The 23,428-nt window shown below is 57.4% G+C and carries 18 protein-coding genes; 10 read left to right on the top strand and 8 right to left on the bottom strand.

What is annotated here, in order from left to right:
- Window positions 1-27 precede the first annotated feature (27 nt).
- From ABDK75_RS05905 to ABDK75_RS05895, 3 genes are all read left to right on the top strand, one after another.
- The gene (locus ABDK75_RS05905; protein ID WP_211496912.1) at window positions 28-642 is read left to right on the top strand and encodes a J domain-containing protein; all 615 of its coding nucleotides are present in this window, start codon (window positions 28-30) and stop codon (window positions 640-642) included.
- A 78-nt stretch (window positions 643-720) separates the two neighbouring features.
- Window positions 721-1,737 (top strand): cobaltochelatase subunit CobS, encoded by a 1,017-nt coding sequence (gene cobS, locus ABDK75_RS05900; RefSeq protein WP_346005212.1) that lies wholly within the window; start codon window positions 721-723, stop codon window positions 1,735-1,737.
- Window positions 1,738-1,743: 6 nt separating this feature from the next.
- The gene (locus tag ABDK75_RS05895) at window positions 1,744-3,618 is read left to right on the top strand and encodes a cobaltochelatase CobT-related protein (RefSeq protein ID WP_346005210.1); all 1,875 of its coding nucleotides are present in this window, start codon (window positions 1,744-1,746) and stop codon (window positions 3,616-3,618) included.
- Here the strand turns inward: ABDK75_RS05895 and ABDK75_RS05890 are convergent.
- Together ABDK75_RS05890 and ABDK75_RS05885 are read right to left on the bottom strand one after the other, a co-directional pair.
- Window positions 3,587-4,999: a pyridoxal-dependent decarboxylase gene (locus ABDK75_RS05890; protein WP_346005209.1), complete on the bottom strand. Its 1,413-nt coding sequence runs from the start codon at window positions 4,997-4,999 to the stop codon at window positions 3,587-3,589. The two genes, ABDK75_RS05895 and ABDK75_RS05890, sit on opposite strands and share 32 nt — an antisense overlap.
- Before the next feature lie 73 nt (window positions 5,000-5,072).
- A complete protein-coding gene (locus tag ABDK75_RS05885) occupies window positions 5,073-5,891 on the bottom strand; it encodes a DUF1217 domain-containing protein (RefSeq protein ID WP_046901455.1) in 819 nt (272 codons plus the stop codon).
- Window positions 5,892-6,001: 110 nt separating this feature from the next.
- Between ABDK75_RS05885 and ABDK75_RS05880 the strand changes: the two genes are divergently transcribed.
- Complete coding sequence (locus ABDK75_RS05880; protein WP_346005207.1) at window positions 6,002-6,874, top strand: DUF2125 domain-containing protein; 873 nt, start codon at window positions 6,002-6,004, stop codon at window positions 6,872-6,874.
- A gap of 27 nt (window positions 6,875-6,901) precedes the next feature.
- On the opposite strand, the gene mfd is transcribed toward ABDK75_RS05880, so the two are convergent.
- Window positions 6,902-10,402, bottom strand: coding sequence for a transcription-repair coupling factor (gene mfd / locus ABDK75_RS05875; RefSeq protein WP_346005205.1), 3,501 nt, complete (start codon window positions 10,400-10,402; stop codon window positions 6,902-6,904).
- 72 nt (window positions 10,403-10,474) lie between these two features.
- Here mfd and recG point away from each other — a divergent pair, with 72 nt between their 5' ends.
- The gene (gene recG, locus ABDK75_RS05870) at window positions 10,475-12,577 is read left to right on the top strand and encodes an ATP-dependent DNA helicase RecG (protein ID WP_346005204.1); all 2,103 of its coding nucleotides are present in this window, start codon (window positions 10,475-10,477) and stop codon (window positions 12,575-12,577) included.
- Window positions 12,578-13,036: 459 nt separating this feature from the next.
- Entirely contained in the window at window positions 13,037-14,347 is a 1,311-nt protein-coding gene (locus tag ABDK75_RS05865) for a GGDEF domain-containing phosphodiesterase (RefSeq protein ID WP_346005202.1), read from the top strand.
- Window positions 14,348-14,417: 70 nt separating this feature from the next.
- Here ABDK75_RS05865 and ABDK75_RS05860 read toward each other — a convergent pair whose 3' ends face one another.
- Window positions 14,418-15,422, bottom strand: coding sequence for a lipid A deacylase LpxR family protein (locus tag ABDK75_RS05860; protein ID WP_099212284.1), 1,005 nt, complete (start codon window positions 15,420-15,422; stop codon window positions 14,418-14,420).
- 287 nt (window positions 15,423-15,709) lie between these two features.
- Here ABDK75_RS05860 and ABDK75_RS05855 point away from each other — a divergent pair, with 287 nt between their 5' ends.
- On the top strand, window positions 15,710-16,435 hold the full coding sequence (locus tag ABDK75_RS05855) for a cold-shock protein (RefSeq protein WP_211502743.1): 726 nt from the start codon (window positions 15,710-15,712) through the stop codon (window positions 16,433-16,435).
- 121 nt (window positions 16,436-16,556) lie between these two features.
- On the opposite strand, the gene smpB is transcribed toward ABDK75_RS05855, so the two are convergent.
- The 4 genes from smpB to ABDK75_RS05835 are packed head-to-tail and all read right to left on the bottom strand — an operon-like array spanning window position 16,557 to window position 19,568.
- Window positions 16,557-17,051, bottom strand: coding sequence for an SsrA-binding protein SmpB (smpB, locus tag ABDK75_RS05850; protein WP_046901449.1), 495 nt, complete (start codon window positions 17,049-17,051; stop codon window positions 16,557-16,559).
- An 8-nt stretch (window positions 17,052-17,059) separates the two neighbouring features.
- Window positions 17,060-18,010 (bottom strand): 4-hydroxy-tetrahydrodipicolinate synthase, encoded by a 951-nt coding sequence (dapA, locus tag ABDK75_RS05845; protein WP_346005201.1) that lies wholly within the window; start codon window positions 18,008-18,010, stop codon window positions 17,060-17,062.
- Window positions 18,007-18,843 (bottom strand): prephenate dehydratase, encoded by an 837-nt coding sequence (locus ABDK75_RS05840; protein ID WP_211508387.1) that lies wholly within the window; start codon window positions 18,841-18,843, stop codon window positions 18,007-18,009. Before ABDK75_RS05840 ends, dapA begins: the two co-directional genes overlap by 4 nt.
- The gene (locus tag ABDK75_RS05835) at window positions 18,843-19,568 is read right to left on the bottom strand and encodes a 3-deoxy-manno-octulosonate cytidylyltransferase (protein WP_346005827.1); all 726 of its coding nucleotides are present in this window, start codon (window positions 19,566-19,568) and stop codon (window positions 18,843-18,845) included. Before ABDK75_RS05835 ends, ABDK75_RS05840 begins: the two co-directional genes overlap by 1 nt.
- Window positions 19,569-19,642: 74 nt before the next feature.
- Here ABDK75_RS05835 and ABDK75_RS05830 point away from each other — a divergent pair, with 74 nt between their 5' ends.
- The 3 genes from ABDK75_RS05830 to ABDK75_RS05820 all read left to right on the top strand — a co-directional run bounded on the left by ABDK75_RS05830 (window position 19,643) and on the right by ABDK75_RS05820 (window position 23,316).
- Complete coding sequence (locus ABDK75_RS05830) at window positions 19,643-20,449, top strand: inositol monophosphatase family protein (RefSeq protein ID WP_346005200.1); 807 nt, start codon at window positions 19,643-19,645, stop codon at window positions 20,447-20,449.
- Window positions 20,450-20,529: 80 nt separating this feature from the next.
- Window positions 20,530-21,777, top strand: coding sequence for a phosphoglycerate dehydrogenase (gene serA / locus ABDK75_RS05825; protein WP_046901444.1), 1,248 nt, complete (start codon window positions 20,530-20,532; stop codon window positions 21,775-21,777).
- Window positions 21,778-21,813: 36 nt separating this feature from the next.
- Complete coding sequence (locus ABDK75_RS05820; RefSeq protein ID WP_346005199.1) at window positions 21,814-23,316, top strand: YifB family Mg chelatase-like AAA ATPase; 1,503 nt, start codon at window positions 21,814-21,816, stop codon at window positions 23,314-23,316.
- The last annotated feature ends 112 nt before the right edge of the window (window positions 23,317-23,428 follow it).

The raw sequence follows: 23,428 nt of genomic DNA, 5'->3' as shown, positions 1-23,428 counted from the left end.
CGGCTCACATTGCCCATATCAGACACCATGCAGCGTAAATCTACCAGACATCGGGCTTTTGACCCCGATCCAGAGGCACCAGACCAGACCTGCGATCATCCAGGCTGTGCGGAGCCTGCCGGCTACCGTGCTCCCCGCGGGCGCGATGCCCTGCGGTCCTATTTCTGGTTCTGCCTTCAACACGTTCGCGACTATAACGCGCGATGGGACTTCTATCGCGGCATGACACCGGCCCAGATCGAAGCCCAACTCAGAGCCGATACATCCTGGCAGCGCCCGTCATGGAAACTTGGAACAGGCGCCGCACAGAAGGCCGAGTTCAACGAAGAAGACGTTCTGGACCCGCTGGATATTCTCGGCGCCAGCCGCCGCGACAGAGCCCAGCGCGCCAAGGACAGTGCGCGTCAGCGCGCCGCAGCTGATGGCCCACCAGAACCGCTTCGACTGCCTCTCGCAACGTTGGACCTGACATGGCCCGTGTCGTTGGATGACGTCAAAAGCCGATATCGTGCCCTTGCCCGCCGTCACCACCCTGATGCGAATATTGGCGACAAGCAGGCTGAAGAGCGTTTCAAGGCCATTGGATCCGCGTACGCCGTGCTGAAAACGCATTTCAGTCGCGAGTCAGAGTTCGTTTCCTGATTTTCTCTCTGGAAGAATAGAGCCTAAAGGCCCATCTTTTCAGAACATTCCTGAATTCAATGAAAGTCCGCCAGTCTCATGAGTGATTTCGCGACGATCGACGCCCCGGAAACCGTCACCACCGCCGAAAGTTCTGCGGTCTCAACCAGTGTTCTTGGTGCGCCCGACCTCACGGTGTCTTCGCGTGAAGTCTTTGGCATCAAGACCGATCTTCAGGTCCCCGCCTATTCAGTCCGGACAGAGCACGTCCCTGACATCGATCCATCCTACAAGTTCGATGAAGACACGACGCGCGCCATTCTTGCGGGTTTTGCCTATAACCGCCGCGTAATGGTTCAGGGCTTCCATGGAACGGGAAAGTCCTCCCACATTGAGCAGATTGCTGCGCGCCTGAACTGGCCTTGCGTCCGTATCAACCTCGACAGCCACGTGTCCCGTATTGATCTCATCGGCAAGGACGCCATCGTCCTGCGCGACGGCAAGCAGGTAACGGAATTCCGTGAAGGTTTGCTGCCTTGGTGCCTGCAACATCCCTGTGCGCTGATTTTCGATGAATATGACGCAGGCCGTCCGGACGTGATGTTCGTGATCCAGCGCGTTCTCGAAGCAGAGGGTCACCTTACCCTTCTGGACCAAAACCGCGTGATCCGTCCCAACCCGGCCTTCCGCCTCTTTGCGACCGCAAATACCGTTGGCCTTGGTGACACGACAGGCCTGTATCACGGCACGCAGCAGATCAATCAGGGCCAGATGGATCGCTGGAACATCGTCGCCACCCTCAACTATCTGCCGCTTGAACAGGAAGTCGCCATTGTCACCTCCAAGCTGAAAATCGGTACGGACGACAAGGACAAGACAAAGATGGTCGAGCGTATGGTCGCTTTGGCCAACCTGACACGCTCGGGTTTTATGGCCGGAGACATCTCCACAGTCATGTCCCCACGAACTGTCATTGCCTGGGCTGAGAACTTCAACATTTTCAACGATGTCGCTTTCGCGTTCCGCCTCACGTTCCTGAACAAGTGCGACGAAGCCGAGCGCGGTATTGTTGCGGAATACTATCAGCGTTGTTTCAACACCTCCCCGGTGGAGTAAAAAACCTTGTCCGCGCCCAAGAACTCCCCTCCTGACGAAAACCGTCAGGAAGGTTTCCGCCGCGCCACAATCGCAACCCTTCGCGCCATGGGCGGCACGCCTGAACAGAGCGTGGATTTTCAGGGTGCGGTTGTTGGCAACAGGCTGCCCGCTCCGCCGGCACCTGATGCCGTGCAACTGCCCTACCTGTCCCGCAGTATGCATGACCGCGAAATTCAGAAAATTCGCGGAGCAGCCGATGCCGCGGCGCTGAAGCTGCGCTACCACAAGAGTGGCCTGAACGCGCAGTTTCCAGAGCCACAAGCTCAGGAGGCGTTCAACGTCCTCGAACAGGCGCGCTGTGAAGTTTACGGCTCCCGCCATATGGCGGGCGTTCGTGCCAATCTTGACCAGCGTGTCATCCAGCAGTGTGCCGAGGCGGGCTGTAACCGCATGGCCACCAAGGACGAAATGCCTGCCTCCATGGCTTTGAGCCTGCTAGCTCGGGAGGCCATGTCGGGGGAGCATACCCCTTCGCAGGCCGGCCCGGCGCTGGAAGCCTGGCGCGCATCCCTCTCTCCGTCAGCCAAAAACGCACTGGCGGAAATGGCCGCCACGCAATCTGACCAAAAAGCCTTCGCACGCGCGATCACACATCTGCTCGGAGCCTGCCAGCTCACAGAACTTCCAGAGGAAATCGAACAACAGGCCCCTTCAGACGATTTATCTGAAGACGAACAACCTTCCGAAGACGAAGCGGCCGTCCCGCAGGAAGATCAGCAGACACCTGCAGGCGATGATCCTGATGAGGAAGATGGCTATCAGCCAGAAAGCGGTGAAAGCGGGATAACAGGCGAAACAGAAACGTCTTCCGACGCGCTTGATTCCCCTGAAACAGGTTCGGAAGAAGCTGCGGGGCCGTCTGATCAGTCAGGTGAAGGCACGGCCATCGGCGGCGGCTCAACCTATAAAGCTTACACCACAAGGTTCGATGAAGAAGTCGGGGCTGCTGACCTCTGTGACCCGGACGAACTGGACCGGCTACGCCAACAGCTCGACCAGCAGCTTGTTCAACTTCAGGGCCTGATTTCCCGTCTTGCGCATCGTCTGCAACGGCGGCTCATGGCTCAGCAACAACGCCGCTGGGAGTTCGAGCAGGAAGAGGGCATCATCGATGCCGGGCGCCTCTCCCGCGTTGTCACGAACCCCACCATGCCGCTCTCGTACAAGTATGAGTGCGAAATGGAGTTCCGCGATACGGTCGTCACACTCCTGATCGACAATTCAGGCTCAATGCGTGGCCGGCCAATTGGAACGGCCGCCATCTGCGGCGACATTCTCGCCCGCACGCTGGAGCGCTGCGGCGTGAAAGTCGAAGTTCTGGGCTTCACGACGCGCCAATGGAAAGGTGGTCAGAGCCGGGAGCAATGGGTGAAAAATGGGCGCCCACCCGAGCCAGGACGCCTGAATGACCTGCGTCACATCATCTACAAAGATGCGGATACACCTTGGCGCCGGGCCCGGAAGAACCTTGGCCTCATGCTGCGTGATGGTCTCCTCAAAGAGAACATTGATGGCGAATCGCTGCTCTGGGCTTGGAAGCGCCTGAAACGGCGTCCGGAACACCGTCATATCCTCATGGTGATTTCAGATGGTGCACCTGTGGATGACAGTACGTTCTCTGCCAATCCGCATAACTATCTTGAAAACCATCTGCGTGAGGTCATCAAGCGGATCGAAAGCGATCGGAACACGGAGCTTCTGGCTATTGGTATTGGCCATGACGTTACGCGTTACTATCGACACAGTGTAACCATCAGTTCCGCCGAAGACCTTGGCGGCACCATGATGGCTCAGTTGAGTGAACTCTTTACCCCCGCCGGTCAGCGGCGAGTGCGATAACGGCATCCAGCATACGGTCGGTATCGGCGGTCGTGGTGCGGTGATTAACGATCGCCGCCCTCACCGCCAACCGACCGTTGATCCGCGTTGTAGATGGGGCCGCCACACCGCTTTCGTGCAAATCCTGCACCAGCTCGGAAACATCCTGATCTGACAGGCCCTCTATTTCGAAGCACACGATATTCAGCGTTACTGGCGCGAGCAGAACGAGCCCGGGCGTAGCCTGCACGCAGCGCGCAAGATGCTGTGCAACGTCACAACATTCTTCCACCATCTGCCCCATACGCTGTGAGCCATAATGGCCCAGCGTCATCCAGACTTTGAGCGCCCGGAACCCGCGGGAAAGATCTGGCCCGAAATCACAGAACCAGGGCGCGCCACCCGCAAGCCCTCTGGCTTCACGCGTCAGATAGTCGAGCGACTGAGCAAACGCCGCCGCATGAAGTTCACGATTCCGCACCAGAACGCAGCCCGCGTCGTAGGGGACTTGTGCCCATTTATGAAAATCAAATGCCAGACTGTCAGCCTTTTCAATGCCGGAAAGCTGCGCCTTGAAATGTGACGACAAACAGGCCAGCGCCCCGAAGGCTGCATCCACATGAAACCAGAGGCCGTTCTCCCGTGCGATAGCCTCGATCCCTTGAAGATCATCAATAGCCCCACAATCCACCGTTCCGGCCGTTCCGGCTACCATGAAGGGCACCAGCCCACTCTGTCGGTCCTCGGTGATCATCTGGCGCAGTGCTGCAAGATCCATCCGATGATCATCCGTCACCGGAACACGGCGCAAAGCCTCACTTCCGAAACCAGCAAGATCAAAGGCACGAGGCAGACACCCGTGGGCTGTTGTCGCGGCATATCCAACCATTCTACTCTGCCCAACGCCATGCCGTCGCAACAACGGATCACGCGCCCGACTGGCCGTAATAATGCTGATGAAGTTTGCCATGGATGAGCCCGTCACCAAACAGCCCGACCCATCTTCCGGCATCCCCACCATGGAGAGAGCCCAGCGAATAACTTCACGCTCGACTTCATTTGCGGCATGGCTGCGGCCACCACAATTGGCGTTCATGCCGGCCGCCAGCATTTCTGCCAGCATCCCGGCGGGTGTTCCGGCGCCATGCACCCAGCCCATGAAACCCGGATGAGTATTACCATTGCCATAGGGAACAACGAGCTCAGTGAAACGCTCGTGCAGCTCTTCCAGAGAGGTCCCTTCGGCAGGAAAGCCTGTTCTCAGCTCATCCCTGGCTGCCTGCGGCATAGGGCGCCAGACCGGACCTTCCCCGACATGTTCCATACGATCAAACAGAGCATCCAGCATCTGATGTCCCATGGCACGAATGCCGCTCCAGTCTTCAGGGTCCAGTCCTGCCATGAAGAGATCCTTTTCGCTGCCACGTTTCCCTAGCCGCGATACAGGCCTCCTCTCAGGATGTCACGCAACCGGCTCAGAGAAGTGCGGAATACAGCGATGACGAGGAACTGCTACTGCTTCCTGTAAAAAGGGACAGAATACCGTCCGATGTCCCTCCACTTCCGTAAAGTGTGAGCATACTGGCAGGCGTCGTGGATGCTTCAGGGCTGATTTGCAGAAGCGCCAGATATTGTTCAGCAAACCGCTGCACGCCTTGGGACGTGCTGAGACGTGAAAGATCCAGCTTGTTCCCCAGCAGTCGAACCTGCTGGTCGTAATCCAGTGCGCCAAACTGGGTCGTATCGAACCCACACACTTTTTCCGCCACCTTCAACAGTTTTGGATCTGCCATGATGCTGGAAAGCTTCATGTCTGACGTGACGGTTCGGGTAAAATAAAGAGCATCCCCAAGGCCCGGAGTCTCGTCCTGAACACTGCTTTCATACCCGTTCGTCAGGTAATTCTGGGCGATTTTGGACAAAGTGTCTTCTGACGAGAGGGGAGACGTAGACCAGTCTGAAAACGCGGTCGCAAACGCTTTCCAGGACGCATTCCCGCTTCTCTGTGCCAACGACTTGGAAGACGTAGGGTCCTGCGTCATGAGCTGCTTAAGGACGGCCGTCTGATCAATATTGGAAGACATGTTATAGGCGCCAAGAACGACCTTCAGCGCCTTGTAGTTCTTCAGAAGCTGATCAGGCGTCGTGATGGAAGAGGCCTCAGCTTTGAACGCCGTCAATGCCTGCTGCGAAGATGAACTGGTCTTTTCCCATCGGTTCACGGAGGCCTGTTCGTCTTTCACGATGGACAGGTATTGCGGCACCGCTGGCATGGCGGAAATGGACGAAGACATGCACACTCACCCGCAAGGAAGGATTATGGGGAACCATTGTCTCTCCATAATCCTAAGAGAGTCTTAACAGTCTTTCTGTCTGAGAGATCAGACACCACAGCATTGAGGGCATGATGTCTTTTAAAACCCTTTTCGTAACAGCATTAGCGACGGCTCTGCCTTCCTTCGCGTCATCTGCTCTCGCAGACACGCTGCCGAACATTCCTGCGTCCTGCTTCACCTATTCCCTGAACGGCCATCAGGCTGCCGCGCACGGCTTTTCAGCATCAGGCCTGCACGCGACCCTGACAGGAACCGGCATCGGCCTCGATATCGGGCCTATCACCCTGAAAGACCCCAAAGGCGCAGTCACGGAAGCCAAGCTGGAACAGTTCAATGCAACGGCTGCTTATGCAGCACTGAGCGCTTTCCGTGGCGGTATCAGCCCGGCCTGTCAGGGGCAGGATGCCACCATTACAGTCCACAACATCCATGAAGGAACGCCAGAAGCCTCATGGAGCAGCGTAAAACTGTCCCGCCCTGGTCACACAATGACCATCCAGCACGCGACGATCAACGCAGTCCAGACCAGCCCTGAGCTCCGCATCAAGGTCAATGGAACAGGCATTCACGACTCGAAACAGCCACTTATTCCGTCGTCCCTGTCCGCCGATCTGTCCGTAAGCGGCCTCTCCGGCTCCTCACAGCAGATCACGATCAACGCCCTGCACGCCATTTCCGGAAGCAGCACTGTTGATGGCACAGGAACCATTCAGATCGGCTCGTCAGCCGCAACATCGACCGCAGACACCCATGTCAGCATCACCAATGTTGCGCAGTTGATCGAGGCCATTCGCCAGACAGCCCCGACCAAAGTGGTCACCGCCCTTACCATTGCCCGCCTGATGGGACGCCAGAGCGGCGACACCACCACGTGGGATATTGCCCTTCAGGGCGGCGTAGCGACGGTCAACCGTATTCCGCTCCCTATCGCCGTTCCCTGAGGGCCACTGCGGAAGCTGGAAAAACGCTTAGTCGGCGTCTTCCAGTTTCCGCACGAGTTTGCACAGAACGGTTGTTACTTTCTTCGCAAAACCAATGCGGGTGGCGTTCGTCATTTCACGAATAATGGCCAGCTTCTGATCGGGGCGGATCTTCACGCCCGAATCCTTCTTACGAGTCGCCCAATCGATCAGCCCGGCGGGGTTCTGGAACCGGTTCTTGCGGAACTGAAGCACCATACCCTTCGGCCCGGCTTCCAGACGCTCCACACCAGCCGCACGGCACAGACGCTTGATGAGCACGACGTCCAGAAGATTCCCCACCTCTGGCGGCAAGGATCCGAACCGGTCCACGAGTTCAGCGCGCATGGCCTCGACTTCCGCTTCTCCGGTCAGGGACGCAATACGCCGATATAGCCCCAGCCGAACCGGCAGATCAGGCACATAAGTGTCTGGAATCAGTACCGGCAATCCGAGGATAATATTCGGCGTCCAGCTGTCTTCTTCCTCCGCCTTCCGACCGCGTTCGCGACGCAGATCCAGAACGGCATCTTCCAGCATCTGCTGATACAGCTCGATCCCGACTTCCTTGATATGCCCGGACTGCTCATCGCCCAGCAGATTTCCCGCACCCCGAAGATCCAGATCATGCGATGCCAATGTGAAGCCTGCGCCGAGCGAGTCGAGCGTCTGCATAATTTCCAGACGTTTTTCAGAAGCGGCCGACAATGGGTTCGTCTGCGGCCAGGTCAGATAGGCATAGCCACGCTGCTTGCCTCGCCCCACACGCCCGCGCAGCTGATAAAGCTGCCCCAGGCCAAACATATCTGCCCGATGAATGATAATCGTGTTCACGCTGGGCATATCGAGACCACTCTCCACGATATTGGTGGAGAGCAGGATGTCATATTTGCCGTCGGCAAATTCGGTCATGACGCGTTCCAGTTCGGTCGGCGTCAAACGGCCATGGGCCTGAATGACCTTCGCATCCGGAACAATCTCAGCCAAACGCTCTGCCATCCGGTCCAGATCAGCCAGTCGCGGCAACACACAGAACACCTGCCCACCGCGGAAACGCTCACGCTGAATCGCTTCGCGGATCATGACGCTGTCAAACGGCGTAATAAACGTACGAACTGCCAGACGATCCGTCGGCGGCGTCGCAATCAGGCTCATTTCCCGCACACCGGACAGGGACAACTGGAGCGTACGTGGCAGCGGCGTGGCTGACAGTGTCAGAACGTGCACGTCTTCCCGCAGGGCTTTGAGCTTTTCCTTATGAGAGACACCAAAATGCTGCTCTTCATCAATGATCAGCAGGCCCAGACGTTCGAAAGAGACCGTCTTGGCCAGAAGGGCATGCGTCCCGATGACGATATCCAAACGCCCATCCGCCATCTCTTCGCGGACTTTTGTCGCTTCCTTAGGTGTCACCATGCGTGACAGTTGTCCGATCCGAACTGGCAGACCTTCGAATCGCGCCACAAAGCCACGGTAATGCTGACGAGCCAGAAGCGTTGTCGGAACAACAACAGCCACCTGCATCCCTGAGAGCGCGGCAACAAAAGCCGCACGCAAGGCAACTTCGGTTTTTCCAAAGCCGACGTCGCCACACACCAGACGGTCCATCGGGCGACCGGAGCTCATATCCTCCAGAACATCAGCGATGGCACGGGACTGATCTTCCGTCTCCACGAACGGGAAACGGGCGCAGAACTCGTCCCACAGCCCCTCTGCCGGCGCGAGCGTCGGAGCTTCACGCAAGGCACGCGCAGCTGCCGTCCGAATCAGTTCACCCGCCATGATGCGGATGCGCGATTTCATCTTGGCCTTACGGGCCTGCCAAGCCGTGCCGCCGAGCTTGTCGAGCTGGACGCTGGCCTGCTCCGAACCGAACCGGCTCAGGAGTTCAATGTTCTCTACCGGCAGAAGAAGGCGCTGCTCTCCATCATACAGAATGGAAAGATAGTCATGCGCGACCAGCCCTTCGCGGATGGTCTCAAGCCCGACATACCGTCCAATCCCATATTCCTGATGAACAACGAGGTCCCCTTCGGAAATCTCGCCCACCTGAGAAATGAACTGTTCACCACGCTTCTTGCGACGGGGCGGCCGGGAAATACGCTCTCCCAGAAGGTCCTGTTCAGACACGAAACACAGACGATCCGAAACGAACCCACGCTCCAGCCCGAGAACGAGCAGACCAACTGTCCCGCGGGACATGCCTGCTGCGGACGGCCAGTCGTCATAACTTTCAACGCCAACGCCATGTTCCTGAAGCAGATGGGCAATCCGCTCCCGCGAGCCACGGCTCCAGGCCGTGACATACGTGCGGCGCCCAGACTGCGCCCACTCTTCAACCTGCTTGCCAAACGCTTCAAAAACGCCCTCGCGAGACCCGTCCTTGGCCCGGGCAAAAAGCGGTCCGGGACGGCTTCCGGCTTCTACGCCTTCTCCCAGATCCGGCTTGCCAAATGCGTTCAGCAAAACAGATGACGCCCTGGAGAGCATGGCATTCCAGCCATGCTGGTCCAGATAGAGACGATGCGGTGGAAGCGCCCGATACGGCATCTCGCCATCACGAACAGGAACACGACGCGCCTCATAGTGGTCGGCGATCATGTCCAGACGGGCTTTCAAAATCTCCGGTGCATGGCTGTCGAAGCTGATTGCAACGTCTGGCAGATAATCCAGCAGCGTTTCCATCTGGTGGCCATCACCATCATGGAAGAGCGGCAGATAGTGCTCCAGACCCGGATAACGCCGCCCGTCAGAGACGTTCTCATAAAGCGTGTCAGATGCAGCTGATGGCCCAAACGTATCGCGCCATCCCGTGCGGAAAAGACTGATACTCTCCGGACTGAGAGAGAACTCCGAGACAGGTCGTAACTCGAAACGCGCGAGCTTTTCTGTCGAGCGTTGCGTCGCGATATCAAAGGCACGGATATTTTCGACTTCGTCACCGAAAAGGTCGAGGCGGATAGGGTCTGGTGCACCGGCTGGGAAAAGGTCGAAAATGCCGCCCCTCGCCGCGAACTCACCCGCTTCCATGACTGTATCAGTCCGCGTGTAGCCATTGGCGACAAGAACTTCGATCAGGAGAGACTGATCCAGCATTTCACCCGTAGCCACACTGATGGACTGGCCTTTGAAAGCCGATCGTGGCGGAACGCGCTGCAACAGACTGTGCACGGTCGTCAGAACGATCCGGCGGGCTTTCGTCGGCTCCAGCAGGCGGCACAATGTTCCAACACGCTCAGCAACCAGAGCAGCATTTGGAGAGACACGATCGTATGGCAGGCAGTCCCACGCAGGCAGGCGCAGAACCTCAACTTCCGGCATCAAATAGGACAGCATGTCCATCAGAGCCGCAACAGCAGCGTCGTCCCGCGCAACATGCAGCAACGGCCCTTCATGCTCTGCCAGCCGCTGGCGAAGCAGCAGCGCCACACTCCCGTCCGGGACACCCCAGACGGTCGGACCAAAGGATGTGAGGGGCATTTCACGGCTCATGGTTTCGTTTTGTTCCATCCTGCTCTTGCCCTATACCTGCCGTTCCAGACCCTGCCATACCAAGAAAAGCCCCGGGGAGCGCCCGTTGCAATGCAGTCCGAACAGCCCTCTCCAGATTTTCTTGCTCCACTCTTCGCACCACTGACGTCCCTGCCCGGAATCGGGCCAAGACATGCAAGTCTGCTGGAAAAGATCGCAGGGGGACGGCGCGTCCTGGACCTGCTGTTCACCCTTCCCGAGCGAATTGTTGACCGTCGTATTCTGCGCACAGTTGCCGCAGGACACAATCTCGCACCCGGAGAAATCCTGACAACGCGTGTCCGTGTCCTCTCAATCCGCAAGGCTGCACGCCCCGGCCAACCCTCCATCATTCGCACAGAAGACGATACAGGCAGGCTGGATCTGGTTTTTTTCCAGCAGAAAAACATGCCTGCCCCAACGGTCGGGGCAGAGCTTCTTGTCTCTGGCAAGACCAGCCGGTTCCAGGGTGAATTGACGATGCCCCAGCCGGATCACGTCACAACATGGGAAAAGCGTGACAGCTTTCCCAGACTTGAACCCGTCTGGCCCCTGACCGCAGGCCTGTTTCCCTACACCGTGCGAAAAGCCATGCGCGCGGCTTTGACGCTTCTGCCCGATTTTCCAGAATGGCAGGACCACGCCCTTGTCCAAAAGCGCCGCTGGCCAGCTTTTACACAGGCGCTGCATATCCTGCAGGCCCCGGAGAGTATTCCTGCTCATGTCGAATGGGCGCCAGTGCGAGAGCGCGCACTTTCCCGTCTTGCTGCGGATGAACTTCTTGCTGACCAGCTCTGTTTTGGACTGGCTCGCCTTAAAGCACGCAGCCGGATAGGCCGCAGCATGCCGGGCACGGGCGCACTCCAAGCAGAGCTAAATCGTCGTTTTGGGCATAAGCCAACGGCGGCACAGTCTTCAGCTATCATTGAAATCCGTCAGGACATGGCGGCCACGGCTCCCATGATGCGTCTTCTGCAAGGAGACGTGGGCGCCGGCAAAACATTTGTCGCGATGAATGCCATGCTTCAAGCCGTGGAATCAGGTGCCCAGGCAGCCCTCATGGCGCCAACGGAAATTCTGGCACGCCAACACTTCGAGACAGTGTCCCGCCTTTGTCCCACGCAATGCGTTTATCTGAGCGGGACGATCAAAGGCGCAGCACGCCGCGAGACACTGGCGGCCATTGCCGATGGATCTGCGCGCATCATCGTCGGGACTCACGCCCTGTTTCAGGAAGGCGTGACGTTTGCGGACCTTGGACTGGCCGTCATTGACGAGCAGCACCGCTTTGGCGTGAAGCAACGAATGAATCTGAGCGCCAAGGGACAGGCCACAGACATTCTGGTCATGACCGCCACTCCCATTCCCCGGACCCTTCAGCTCATGGAATGGGGAGAAATGAGCGTAAGTCGGCTGGATTCCAAACCTGCAGGCAGACAACCCATTCGCACGACCCTGCATAATATGGATGCCATGCCAGACATTCTGGCCGCGATATCCCGCGCAGTCGCAGATGGGGTGCAGGTCTTCTGGGTCTGCCCTCTCATTGAAAACAGCGAAACACAGTCTGCCGCAGCGGCCGAAGAACGGTGGGCGATGCTTGGAGAGCGATTTCCCAACATCGTTGGATTAGCACACGGCAAACAGGACATAGCCATCCGGCAAGCCGCACTTGAAGCATTCCGGCAGGGTGAAACACGTATTGTCGTTGCCACAACCGTTATTGAGGTCGGCGTAGATATACCGAATGCTTCGGTCATGGTGATCGAACAGGCAGAACGCTTTGGGCTCGCTCAGCTTCATCAGTTACGGGGGCGCGTCGGGCGCGGTTCGAAAAAGTCCTTCTGCCTGCTGCTCCATGATGGCATGGCCACACCAACAGCCGTCAGGCGGTTAACGCTTTTGCGAGACACTAACGATGGATTCATGATTGCTGACGAGGATTACCGAATCCGTGGTGGCGGCGACCTTGCTGGAGACCGCCAGTCCGGACTGCCCGGCTTCCGGTTAGCTCAAGGCGCAAGAATTTCGCTGCTTTTGGCGGCAATGCAACAGGGCAGCGAGCGAGAACTTATGCGCAATCCGTCGCTGGAAGGACCGCGCGGGGCCGGATTGAGAATTATGCTAACGCTCTTTGACCGCTCCGAACCCGACAGGCTTTTGATTTCTGGTTAAAGGACCTTTAAGAAAGAATTGTTAATCTGCCCTCCGAGAAGGAACTTTATCGTTCTTTGACGGTTTTACGACTTATCCATAATCGGGTTTACAGTATGTTCTCAACTGGTGACGATCAGCATGCAGCTTCTTTCCTGAAAGGGACGTCGTCCGCCAGTTACCTGCCTCTCTTGAGACTGGCACGCCTGCTCACTGGTGCTTCGTCAGCGGGAATAGTGGCCCTGTCAAAGGACTCTGCGCCGCTTGAAATTGCCTCGGTTGGTATGTTTTCAGCCGATACGCTGGGTGAACTTCCGTGCGAAGAACTTTCATGAAAGCACTTCGCCTAAGACATTCAGAATAGCAGGGCGATCTGTTGCCGGGATCAATGTCGGAAGCCTGCCCCGACAAAAGCGCACTTCCACATCTCTCTTCCTTTTTGCTGCGTGCGAGACAACTGACCTTTCAAGCCAGCAGACCTTGGATGCACTTGCAGATCTCGCAGACCTGACCCGGAACCCGATTTACAACAGCGGTTCAGTCTTGCCGAACCGCATGCAGAGCATGGAATCTGTTCAGTGGTACATTGAGCAGACTGCAGGCCTGACGAAACGAGCAAAGTTCGGATTAATTCGCTTCAACCTGGACCATCTGTCTTTCATTAATGAGCGCTACGGCTGGGATGTCGCCGACATCATTCTGGAAGAGATCGTCCGGAGAATCGAAAAGCTCCTACCTCAGGGCGCGTTCCTTGGCGGCATGGGCGGCGGCAACTTCATTGTCTTGACGCCACCAGGCTACACGCAGGTCACAACACGATCCTTGATGACATCCATTCTGCGGATTTCTGAAGCCCCCGTTGCCCTTGCCAGTTCTTCTCTTCCATTTTCCCTGTCCATCGGCTGGAGCATGTTCCCGGAAGATGGCCACACGGTTGATGACCTTCTCACCAGCGCCAAAGCTGCGCTTATGGAAGCCCAACGCCTGGGTGGCGGTCACGAGAGACGCGCGGACGAAGAAACAACACGAATGCATATCCTGTCTTCCAGCCTGGAGCAGGATCTTGCCGTTGCCGTGGAACAGAACGGACTTTTCCTGAACTGGATGCCGGTTGTTGACACCGCGTCACAGCAAATAGTGGCTCATGAGGCCCTGCTAAGATGGAATAGACCAGGCTACGGCGAAGTCCCGCCGGCCCTCTTTATTCGCTGCGCAGAAGAAGCCGGCCTAGTTGAAATGCTCGATAGCTGGAGCCTTAAAACAGCCTGCATGGCTGCGGCGAGCTGGGATGTCCCCCACAGGGTCTGCGTCAATATTTCGCCAGTCTGGCTCGTCAGTGAGCGCCTCTCGAAGCTCGTCAAGGAAATCCTTCAGGAAAGCGGCCTCGCACCTGAACGCCTGCAAATTGAAATGTCGGAGCCACGCTTCTTCGGGCCGGAAGACATCACGTTCCGTGAATTGTCCCGCGTCCGCGCGCTCGGCGTCAGGCTGGCACTTGATGATTTCGGCTCTGGCTTCTCGTCCCTTGAGCGCCTTCGCTTCTATCCTCTGGATCAGATCAAGCTTGATCGCAGATTCATCAACAGCCTCGGCGAAAACAACCGCGCAAATGAAGTGATGTGCGCGATTCTCGCCTTGGCACGCGCCTTGAACATCACGACATGCGCCAAAGGCGTAGAGACCGAGTCCCAGATGGCCTTCCTGGATGCTTATGGGTGCGAAGAGGTCCAGGGATATCTTCTTGGCTCTCCGGTTCGAGATCAGGCCAAGCCTGCGTCACAGTCCACTTAAGAAAAAAGCCCGTCCCGCTTTTGCGGTCGGGCTTTTTTCTTGATCCGAAGATCCAGCTAAGAATTACGCTTTAGAATTTAACAGAGAGCTTGAGCGACCCATAGTTGAACAGGCCTGCTTTCTGCGACTTGAACTGAGCCGTCTGCCAGTTCTGGCTGTAAGAGAGTCGCACGCCGTGCCACATCACGGCCACGCCGGCATGAATTTCGCCGACATCCCAGACTTTTTCGACGTGAGGCGAGTCGGGACGCACGGTATTACCCTGAAGCGTGGCGTCGTACCCAACAGCCTGCCCCTCTACACCACCATAGAAATACCAAGCGACGGGACGCGTTCCACGGAACGCATCTGTACCATCCAGTCCCGGCCCAATCGTCGAGTTACCGAAATCACTATCCAGCCCTTGTCCGACCCGGAAGGTGGCTGCCGCATCTGCATAGGTTCGGTAATCGCCCGCTGCACCTGAAACAGCAGGCAAAACGTCCATGCCGATGCCGTAAACATTCACGACTGGCAGACGCCAGATTCGACCAGCCTGAATCTGCATGATCGGCTGATTCGCCAGCTGGTGTACCCACCCCTTGTTCGGCGTGTCGCTGATCAGATTATGGAATCCGTTCTGCACCTGACGCCCAAGACCTGCAGGGCCCATGACACCAAACTGAATACCCATCACGGTACGGGACAGGTCCGTATCATTAATAAGGTTAACGGTGCCGAGCATCAGACCTGCGTAAGGACGGTCTCCCAGGGGGGGCTGGGCCATCTGGGTCTGACGCGGGGTGTAGATCAGCTGCTGCAAACCGATGCTGATACGCTGCATACCATTTCCCATCAGGAAATGATTCAGATTCGCAATCGGTTCGGGAAGGTTATCGGTCCCCGAAGTCCAGTTAATGCGCAGACCAGACGTATAATACTGATCAGACGTTCCCTTCAGGGTCGAGACAGCATCGTTCTCGCCCTGAATGGTCCAGGTACCGTGTGGATCCTGAAGAGGAGTCGCCAATGCGGACGAGGATGCCAGTGCAAGCAGGGCAATAGCCCCGAAGGAAAGAGTCAGTCGGGTCTGCATGGGCACCTCTGCATCTCGCATACGATCAGGGTAATGACGTTATCAATTTGTGTCTTTATGTCATTACTGAGCGTCAAAGCAAAGCCTTCGGAGCACCTTGACGGACTGAGACAATCTTAAAATCCGCGCGAGTTGGGCACTTCTCGCACTTTCGTTGTGGCAGTGCGGGAAAAAACCATGCTAGTGATTCCCTCAGAGGAAGGCCTGAGGCTTTTCTCACCTTTTTGAAATACGTCATGGCAGGGGATAGAAGCCCTCCGTGGCACCCCAGTCTCGGGATTAGACCGTTGAGAAACAACAGAACCGACCGCAGCTTTAACTCACCTCGCCGCGGCGGGTTTGACGGGGACTATTCGTCCCAGCCATCCTATGGTGACCGTGGCGGCTTCGGCGGCGGCGATCGTGGCGGCTTCGGTGGCGGCGGTGGTGGTGGCTTCGGCGCACCTCGTCGTGGCGCTGGCAGCAGCTTCGTTACCGCTTCCGGCCCAGAAATCAGCTCCCGCGTTAAGTGGTTCAACACCGAAAAGGGTTTCGGTTTCGTTGAATTGGCTGACGGCTCGGGCGATGTCTTCCTGCACGCCAACGCTCTTGGCAACGCTGGCGTAAGCAGCGTCAACCCGGGTGCAACCGTGGTTGTTCGCATTGGCCAGGGTCCGAAGGGTCGCCAGGTTGCTGAAGTCATTTCCGTTGACGAAAGCACGGCTGAAGCTCCCCGCCCGCGCGCCCAGTTCGGTGCAGCTCCGCAGCCACGCTTCGGTGGCCCGTCAGCACGTCCGGGCCGTCCGGCTCCTGACCTGTCCGACGCACAGGACATCCGCGGCACCGTGAAGTGGTACAACGCCACCAAGGGCTTCGGCTTCATCACGCCTGACTCCGGCGGCAAGGACATCTTCGTCCACGCTTCCGCTCTCGAGCGTTCACAGCTCCCGACTCTCGACGAAGGCCAGGCGATCAACGTCAAGGTTGTTCAGGGTCAGAAGGGTCCGGAAGCTGCTGCAATCAACGTTGATTGATCAGTTGCTTCGGCATCTCGCTGAGCTTTAAAAAAAGCCGCTGTGGATTTTTCCACAGCGGCTTTTTTAATGACTGCTAAAAATTACGTGCCATAGCCAAATAAGGCGGTGTCGCGAGAACTCAGTATTCCTTACCCTTATTCCGGATCAAGCGAGCCTTATCACGTTGCCAGTCGCGCTCAGCGATTGCATGTCGCTTGTCTTCTTTCTTGCGCCCCTGCCCCAAACCAATCGTCACTTTCGCGACCCCGCGGGCGTTAAAATGAATGTCCAGCGGCACAAGCGATGCACCGGCACGCGTCACAGCGGACAGATAATGCGCAACCTGTTTCCGATGCAGCAGCAGTTTGCGAGGGGCTCTTGGCTCAAAGCGGGAAAGAACGCCCCCCTGATATTCTGGAATGTAGGAATTAAAGAGCCAGATTTCTCCATCACGCTCGGCTGCATAGGCCTCGGTAATGGTTGAACGTCCCAAGCGAAGGCTTTTGACCTCCGGCCCCTTCAGAACAATTCCAGCCTCTACAGTTTCCAGAATCGTGTAATCGAACCGGCCTTTACGGTTCTGAGCGACGATCCCGTGAGAGATCATGCCGCTCTTCTCTTTTTTTCCGGCCATTAAAAATATCAGTCCAATAGATCGAGAGATCGTAAAGCAGCATCGATAGCCTTCCGCGTTGCCTCCTGAGGCTCCACGAGTGGAAGGCGCAGGGTCGCATTGCACAGACCCAGCCGAGACATAGCGTACTTCACCGGTCCCGGGTTGCTTTCCATGAACATGGCATCATGCAGCGGAGAGAGACGATCCTGAATTTCGATTGCGTCTTCGAGTCGCCCCTCCTGCCAGGCGCTGTGCATTTCCGCGCATAACGCAGGAACGACATTTGACGTCACGCCAATGCAGCCATCACCACCTGCCGCAAGAAACGACACCACTGTGTTATCGTCACCAGAAAGCTGGTTGAACGGCTTCTTCACGTTGCGTCGCACAGCGATGGGACGAGCCAGATTAGCCGTAGCATCCTTTACGCCAGCAATATTGGGATGCTGAGCGAGGCGTCCCAGTGTCTCCGGCGTGAGATCCACCACAGACCGACCTGGAATGCAGTATACGTGAATCGGAAGTGGCGTCGCATCGGCGATCGTCATGAAATGGCGATACAGGCCTTCCTGGGTGGGCTTGTTATAATACGGAACCACAACCAACAGGCTGCTCGCCCCCACAGAATGAGCATGTCGAGCCATCTGCACAGCTTCAGATGTGCTGTTTGAGCCAGCTCCAGCCATGACCGGAACACGACCGTTCGATGTCTCGACGCAGTGGGCAATGATCTGACCATGCTCCTCGTGCGACAGCGTCGGGCTTTCGCCGGTTGTCCCTGCCGGTACGAGCCCGCTGGTCCCAGCTTCAATCTGGCGCTCAATAAGCTTTGTCGCCACCTCGAAATCGATACGCCCATCCGTACCCATCGGAGTGATCAGAGCCGTCAGCGACCCTTGATACATGCCCGTCTCCACCATTGCCTTGCCTCTGCTCATCATGCGCACCATCCTGCTCTCTAGATCCGTCAGCGTCATGCGCTGGAACGAGCAAGACTGCGTGGGTATGCACCCAGAATCTTCAAATTATCGCTGACATGCTCCAGCTCTTTCAAAGCGGCCGCCAATGCAGGCTGGTCCGGATGTCCTTCAACATCCATCAGGAACTGCGTGGCCGCGAATGAGCCGTTGAGCATGTAACTTTCAATTCTCGTCATATTAATACCATGACGTGAGAATCCACCCAATGCCGCGTAAAGCGCCCCGGGTTTGTTGCCGACTTTCATGAGCAGCGTCGTCAACGTGTCATTGCGTTGAGAATCGGGAAAACTTGGCACAGGTGCCACGCGATAAAAGCGCGTCGTGTTGTGCGCCGCATCTTCAACGTTACACCGCAAGATGACGAGACCGTTCAGCTCTCCTGCGAGTGACGAGGCGATGGCAGCGTCTTCCTTCCGGCCCCATTTCGCGACCATTTCGGCAGCACCAGCCGTATCGAACTCCGGCACGACTTCCAGATCCAGCTCATGAATAAGCTTACGGACCTGCCCGAGTGCAACTGGATGTGTGTGAAGACGCCGGATGTCAGAGATTTCGGTGCCCGGCACAGCCAGAAGGCAGTGTTCCACACGCTGAAAGTGCTCTCCAACGATGTGCAGCCCTGCATCCGGCAGCAAAGAATGAATGTCAGGCACACGCCCGGCGAGCGAATTTTCACAGGCCAGGAGCGCTTCATCTGCCCGACCATCATGCACAGCTTCAATCGCAGCTGCGAAGCTTGCGCAGGGAAGCGTCGTCCAACCCGGACGAGCCTGTCGGCATGCGAGGTCCGAATAGGCGCCAGGCTGCCCCTGAAAAGCAATTACCGGCATCAGACCAGTCCTCTCACTCGTTCCAGATCCTCAGGCGTATCAACACCTTGAGGAGCATGTTCTATCCGGGCACACCCGATGCTCATTCCTGCTTCCAGCGCACGAAGCTGCTCCAGACTTTCACGCCGCTCCAGAGCCGACTGTGGCAGACTGACAAAACGCTCCAACGCTTTTCGACGCCAAGCATATACGCCAACATGATGCCAATGCTGCCCCGCGCCCCATGGAATGGGCATACGCGAAAAATAAAGTGCGCGCGTCACCGCGGCGTCGCCAAAATCACAGGCGATCTTGACCACCTGTTCGGCATCTCTTTCCCAGTCTGATTGAACGGGAGCAGCAAGCGTCCCGATATCACAGGATGGATTTTCCAGCGGCTCGAGCACGGCAGTCAGACTGGCTGGATCAATCAAAGGCAGATCTCCCTGCAGATTGATCACCACGTCATAAGCCCCAGACGGATCAAGCTTCTGGATAGCTGCATGCACACGATCCGAACCGCTGGCCAGAGACGAGTCGGTCAAGACACCTTGCACGCCCTCTAACTCACTGACGGCATCCAGAATGTCCTGATCGCCCGCAGCAACAACCACTGGCCCGATCTTTGCTTCCAAAGCCCGTTTCGCAACGCGGACAATCATGGGAAGGCCACCAATATCCGCAAGGGGCTTGCGTGGGAGGCGGGTCGAGGCAAGTCTGGAGGGAATGACGATGATCGGACGCATGGCCCTTCTGATGCCGCCCGCCTGATCGGGCGTCAATCTCACACACGGCTTTCTGGCAGGAATTGAAAGAAAATATGAGCGAAACAGTTCTGGAAAAGGCGCTTGTCGTCGCCGAAGCCTGTGCAGACGCTGCCCGCGAGACGGTCATCCCCCATTTCCGCACCTCACTACAGGCTGATGCCAAATCCGATGACAGCCCGGTCACTGTTGCAGATCGTGCGGCTGAAAAAGTCATGCGCTCCATTCTGGAAGATGCTCTGCCAGAGCACGCTATCCTGGGCGAAGAAAGCGGAATGAGCGGTCACGAAGGAGACTGGCTCTGGGTGCTGGACCCGATCGACGGAACACGCGCATTCCTGACCGGCCGCCCAACCTTCGGAACCCTTATTTCGCTTTTCCATAAAGGACGACCTGTTCTCGGGTTGATTGACCAACCTCTGACGGGCGAGCGGTGGATAGGCCTTGCCGGGCAGCGGACACGCTTTGTGTCTACCCGACTGCCCGGTCAGATTGGCACACGCATATGCCCGGTTCTTGGACAGGCTGAACTGTCCTGCACATCCCCGGAAATCATGACGCCCGATCACGCACCACGCTTTGCCAGCCTCCAGAAGCAGGTCCGGCGGACATCATGGGGCGGCGACTGTTACGCCTACGGACTACTGGCGCTTGGCCAGATCGATGTAATCGCCGAATGCACCATGAACCCGTGGGATTGGGGGGCGCTTGTGCCGGTCATTGAAGGCGCAGGTGGCAGCATCACGGACTGGCAGGGCAAGCCTCTTACGCTCGAAAGTGATGGAACCGTTCTGGCGTGCGGCAACCCTGCCCTGCTCACAGACATCGTGAACCACCTTTCCCATCCGGAAACGATGGGCTAGGCATGACGCCCCGGTGATCATGGGCCGGGACAGGTTGGAATGAGAGCCGGAGCCTTCCGGTTCAGGACCGGGATGGAAATATGGAAACGCACTTCTCTCTCCCCAAGAACAAGATCCGCATCCTCCTGCTTGAAGGCATCCATGAGAGTGCTGTCGAGCATTTTAATGTGCAGGGTTATGCAGAGGTCACGCGTCTGAAAGGCGCTCTTGAAGGCGATGCCCTCAAGGAAGCACTGCAAGGCGTGCACATGGTGGGTATTCGCAGCCGGACGCAGCTGACGCGCGAAGTTATTGAATCCGCCGATCGGCTGATGGCCATCGGCTGCTTCTGCATCGGAACAAATCAGGTCGATCTGACGGCCGCCCGCATGGCCGGTATTCCGGTCTTCAACGCGCCTTACAGCAACACGCGCTCCGTCGCTGAACTGGTGATGGGTGAAGTTGTTATGCTGATGCGCCGCATTCCATCCCGTTCTGAACAGTGCCACCAGGGTGGCTGGGACAAATCCGCCATTAATGCGTGGGAAGTCCGTGGTAAGACGCTCGGTATCGTCGGTTACGGTTCCATCGGTTCACAGCTTTCCGTTCTGGCCGAAGCCTTTGGCATGCGCGTACTGTATTACGACATCATGCCCCGCCTCCCGCACGGTAACGCCGTTGCAGTCGCGACGCTCAAGGACCTTCTTGCCAAGTCCGATATCGTCACGCTGCACGTTCCCCAGACACCGGACACAGACCTCCTGATCGGAGAAGCCGAGATCCGGGCCATGAAGCCCAACTCGATTCTCCTCAACAACGCCCGCGGCAGTGTCGTTGACCTTGAAGCTCTGGCCGCAGCCCTTAAGGACGGCCATCTCATGGGTGCTGGCGTGGACGTGTTCCCAGTGGAGCCCAAAGTTGCCGGAGAGCGTTTCGTTTCCCCGCTTCAGGGCTTGGAAAACGTTATTCTCACCCCGCATATCGGCGGCTCCACCATGGAAGCACAGGAGCGGATTGGCGTTGAAGTCGCCCGCAAGCTTGTGGATTACTCCGATGTTGGTTCCACTATTGGTGCCGTGAATTTCCCGAGCGTGCAGCTTCCGGAGCGGCCACGTGGCACGCGCTTCATGCACGTTCATGCCAACCGTCCCGGCATCATGCGCCAGATCAACGAGCTGTTCGCAGCCGAGAACTGCAATGTGACGGCACAGTATCTGCAGACGGACGGTGAAGTCGGTTACGTTGTCGTCGAGGCTGAATCGACGGGCCCCGATATGGACCAGCACCTTCTGGACGGCCTGCGCGCCCTTGATGGAACGCTTCGTGCGCGCCTGATTTACCAGCGTTAACCATCCAGTAATATGTTCTGGCTAAGATCTCGTTCCATGACGACATCTGGCCAGAACACTCCTACCCTTGCCCGTATCCAAAGCTTTGCCTTTTCTGGCATCGAAGCCGTTCCGGTTACGGTTGAAGTTCAGGTCTCGACAGGGCTTCCAGCGTTTCTGCTGGTCGGCATGGCGGACAAATCAGTCGGCGAAGCACGCGAGCGTGTGCGTGCTGCCCTGACAGCCATGGGCCTGGCCCTTCCTCCAAAACGTATTCTGGTCAATCTCGTCCCCGCAGACCTTGCCAAGGAAGGTGCACATTTTGACCTTCCCATCGCGCTCGGACTTTTGGTCGCCATGGGCATTCTGCCGTTCGAGGCTGTCTCTGCCTATGCGGCCGTCGGTGAGCTTTCGTTGGACGGACGGATCAACCCGGTTAACGGTGTTTTATCCGCAGCCCTTGGTGCTGCAGCACATTCTCTAGGGTTAATCTGCCCGGCGCTGCAGGGAAGAGAGGCACGCTGGGGCAATCCAGACCAAGACATTCTGGCTCCAGACACCCTGCTCGGCGTTGTGTCTCATTTCCGTGGCGAACAGGTTTTAACGCCCGTTCCCGCGGCAGAAGGATACACTCCGGATTATGGCCCTGACCTCGCTGACGTGAAGGGCATGGCTCTTGGGCGTCGAGCACTTGAAATTGCCGCCGCTGGCGGACATTCCGTCCTCATGAGCGGACCACCTGGTGCTGGAAAATCCATGCTTGCGTGCAGATTGCCCGGTATCTTGCCGGATCTGACGACTGAGGAAATGCTGGAAGCAAGCCGGATCCACAGTGTGTCAGGGCTCTTGAAAGACGGTCGCCTGACAATCCGGCCGCCCTATCGTGCGCCTCATCACAGCGCCAGTTTGCCAGCGATGGTCGGTGGCGGGGCCAAAGCACGACCCGGCGAAGTCAGCCTTGCCCATAATGGTGTGCTTTTCCTGGATGAATTGCCCGAATTCTCGCGGTCATGTCTGGAAGCACTCCGACAACCTATCGAGACCGGCTCAATTTCGATCGCCCGCGCTGCCCAGCACACAACCTACCCAGCCCGTTTTCAGTTCATCGCGGCCATGAATCCCTGCCGTTGCGGATATCTGGGAGACCCGGAACGGAGTTGCCGCAAAGCCCCTCGATGCGGAGAAGATTACAGCGCAAAGATCTCAGGTCCGATGATGGATCGCATGGATCTCTGCGTGCAGATTGACCCGCTCTCGCCCATCGAGATCAGTCGTGCTCCTCGGGGTGAAGACAGTGCAACCGTCCGAGCCCGCGTTGAAAAAGCACGCGATCGACAGATTACCCGTCAGAACGTGTGCAATGCCCAGGCCTCGCCAGACCTGTTTGTCATGGACGATGATGCGAGGTCTCTGGCTGAACAGGCTGCCGAAAAATTGCGCCTTTCAAATCGCGGCTTGACACGGCTGATGCGCGTCTCGCGAACAATTGCTGATCTGGAAGGAACACAGCAGATCCAGCGCCACCATGTGGCAGAAGCGCTAGGGTTTCGGCGGCGTTGACCCGTTCTTGCGGCGCTTTAGATCCAGAAAAGATGGGATCATTGCGGCCATAATGAACAGCGTGATCCAGAAATTAATCCTCAGAAAAAACGCCGTTCCAAATAGCCAGACG

The organism is Gluconobacter sp. OJA (genome assembly GCF_039638325.1).
Lineage (GTDB): Bacteria > Pseudomonadota > Alphaproteobacteria > Acetobacterales > Acetobacteraceae > Gluconobacter > Gluconobacter cerinus.
The sequence above is the reverse complement of the archived record's forward strand: the minus strand, read 5'-3'. Positions and strand labels throughout refer to the sequence as shown.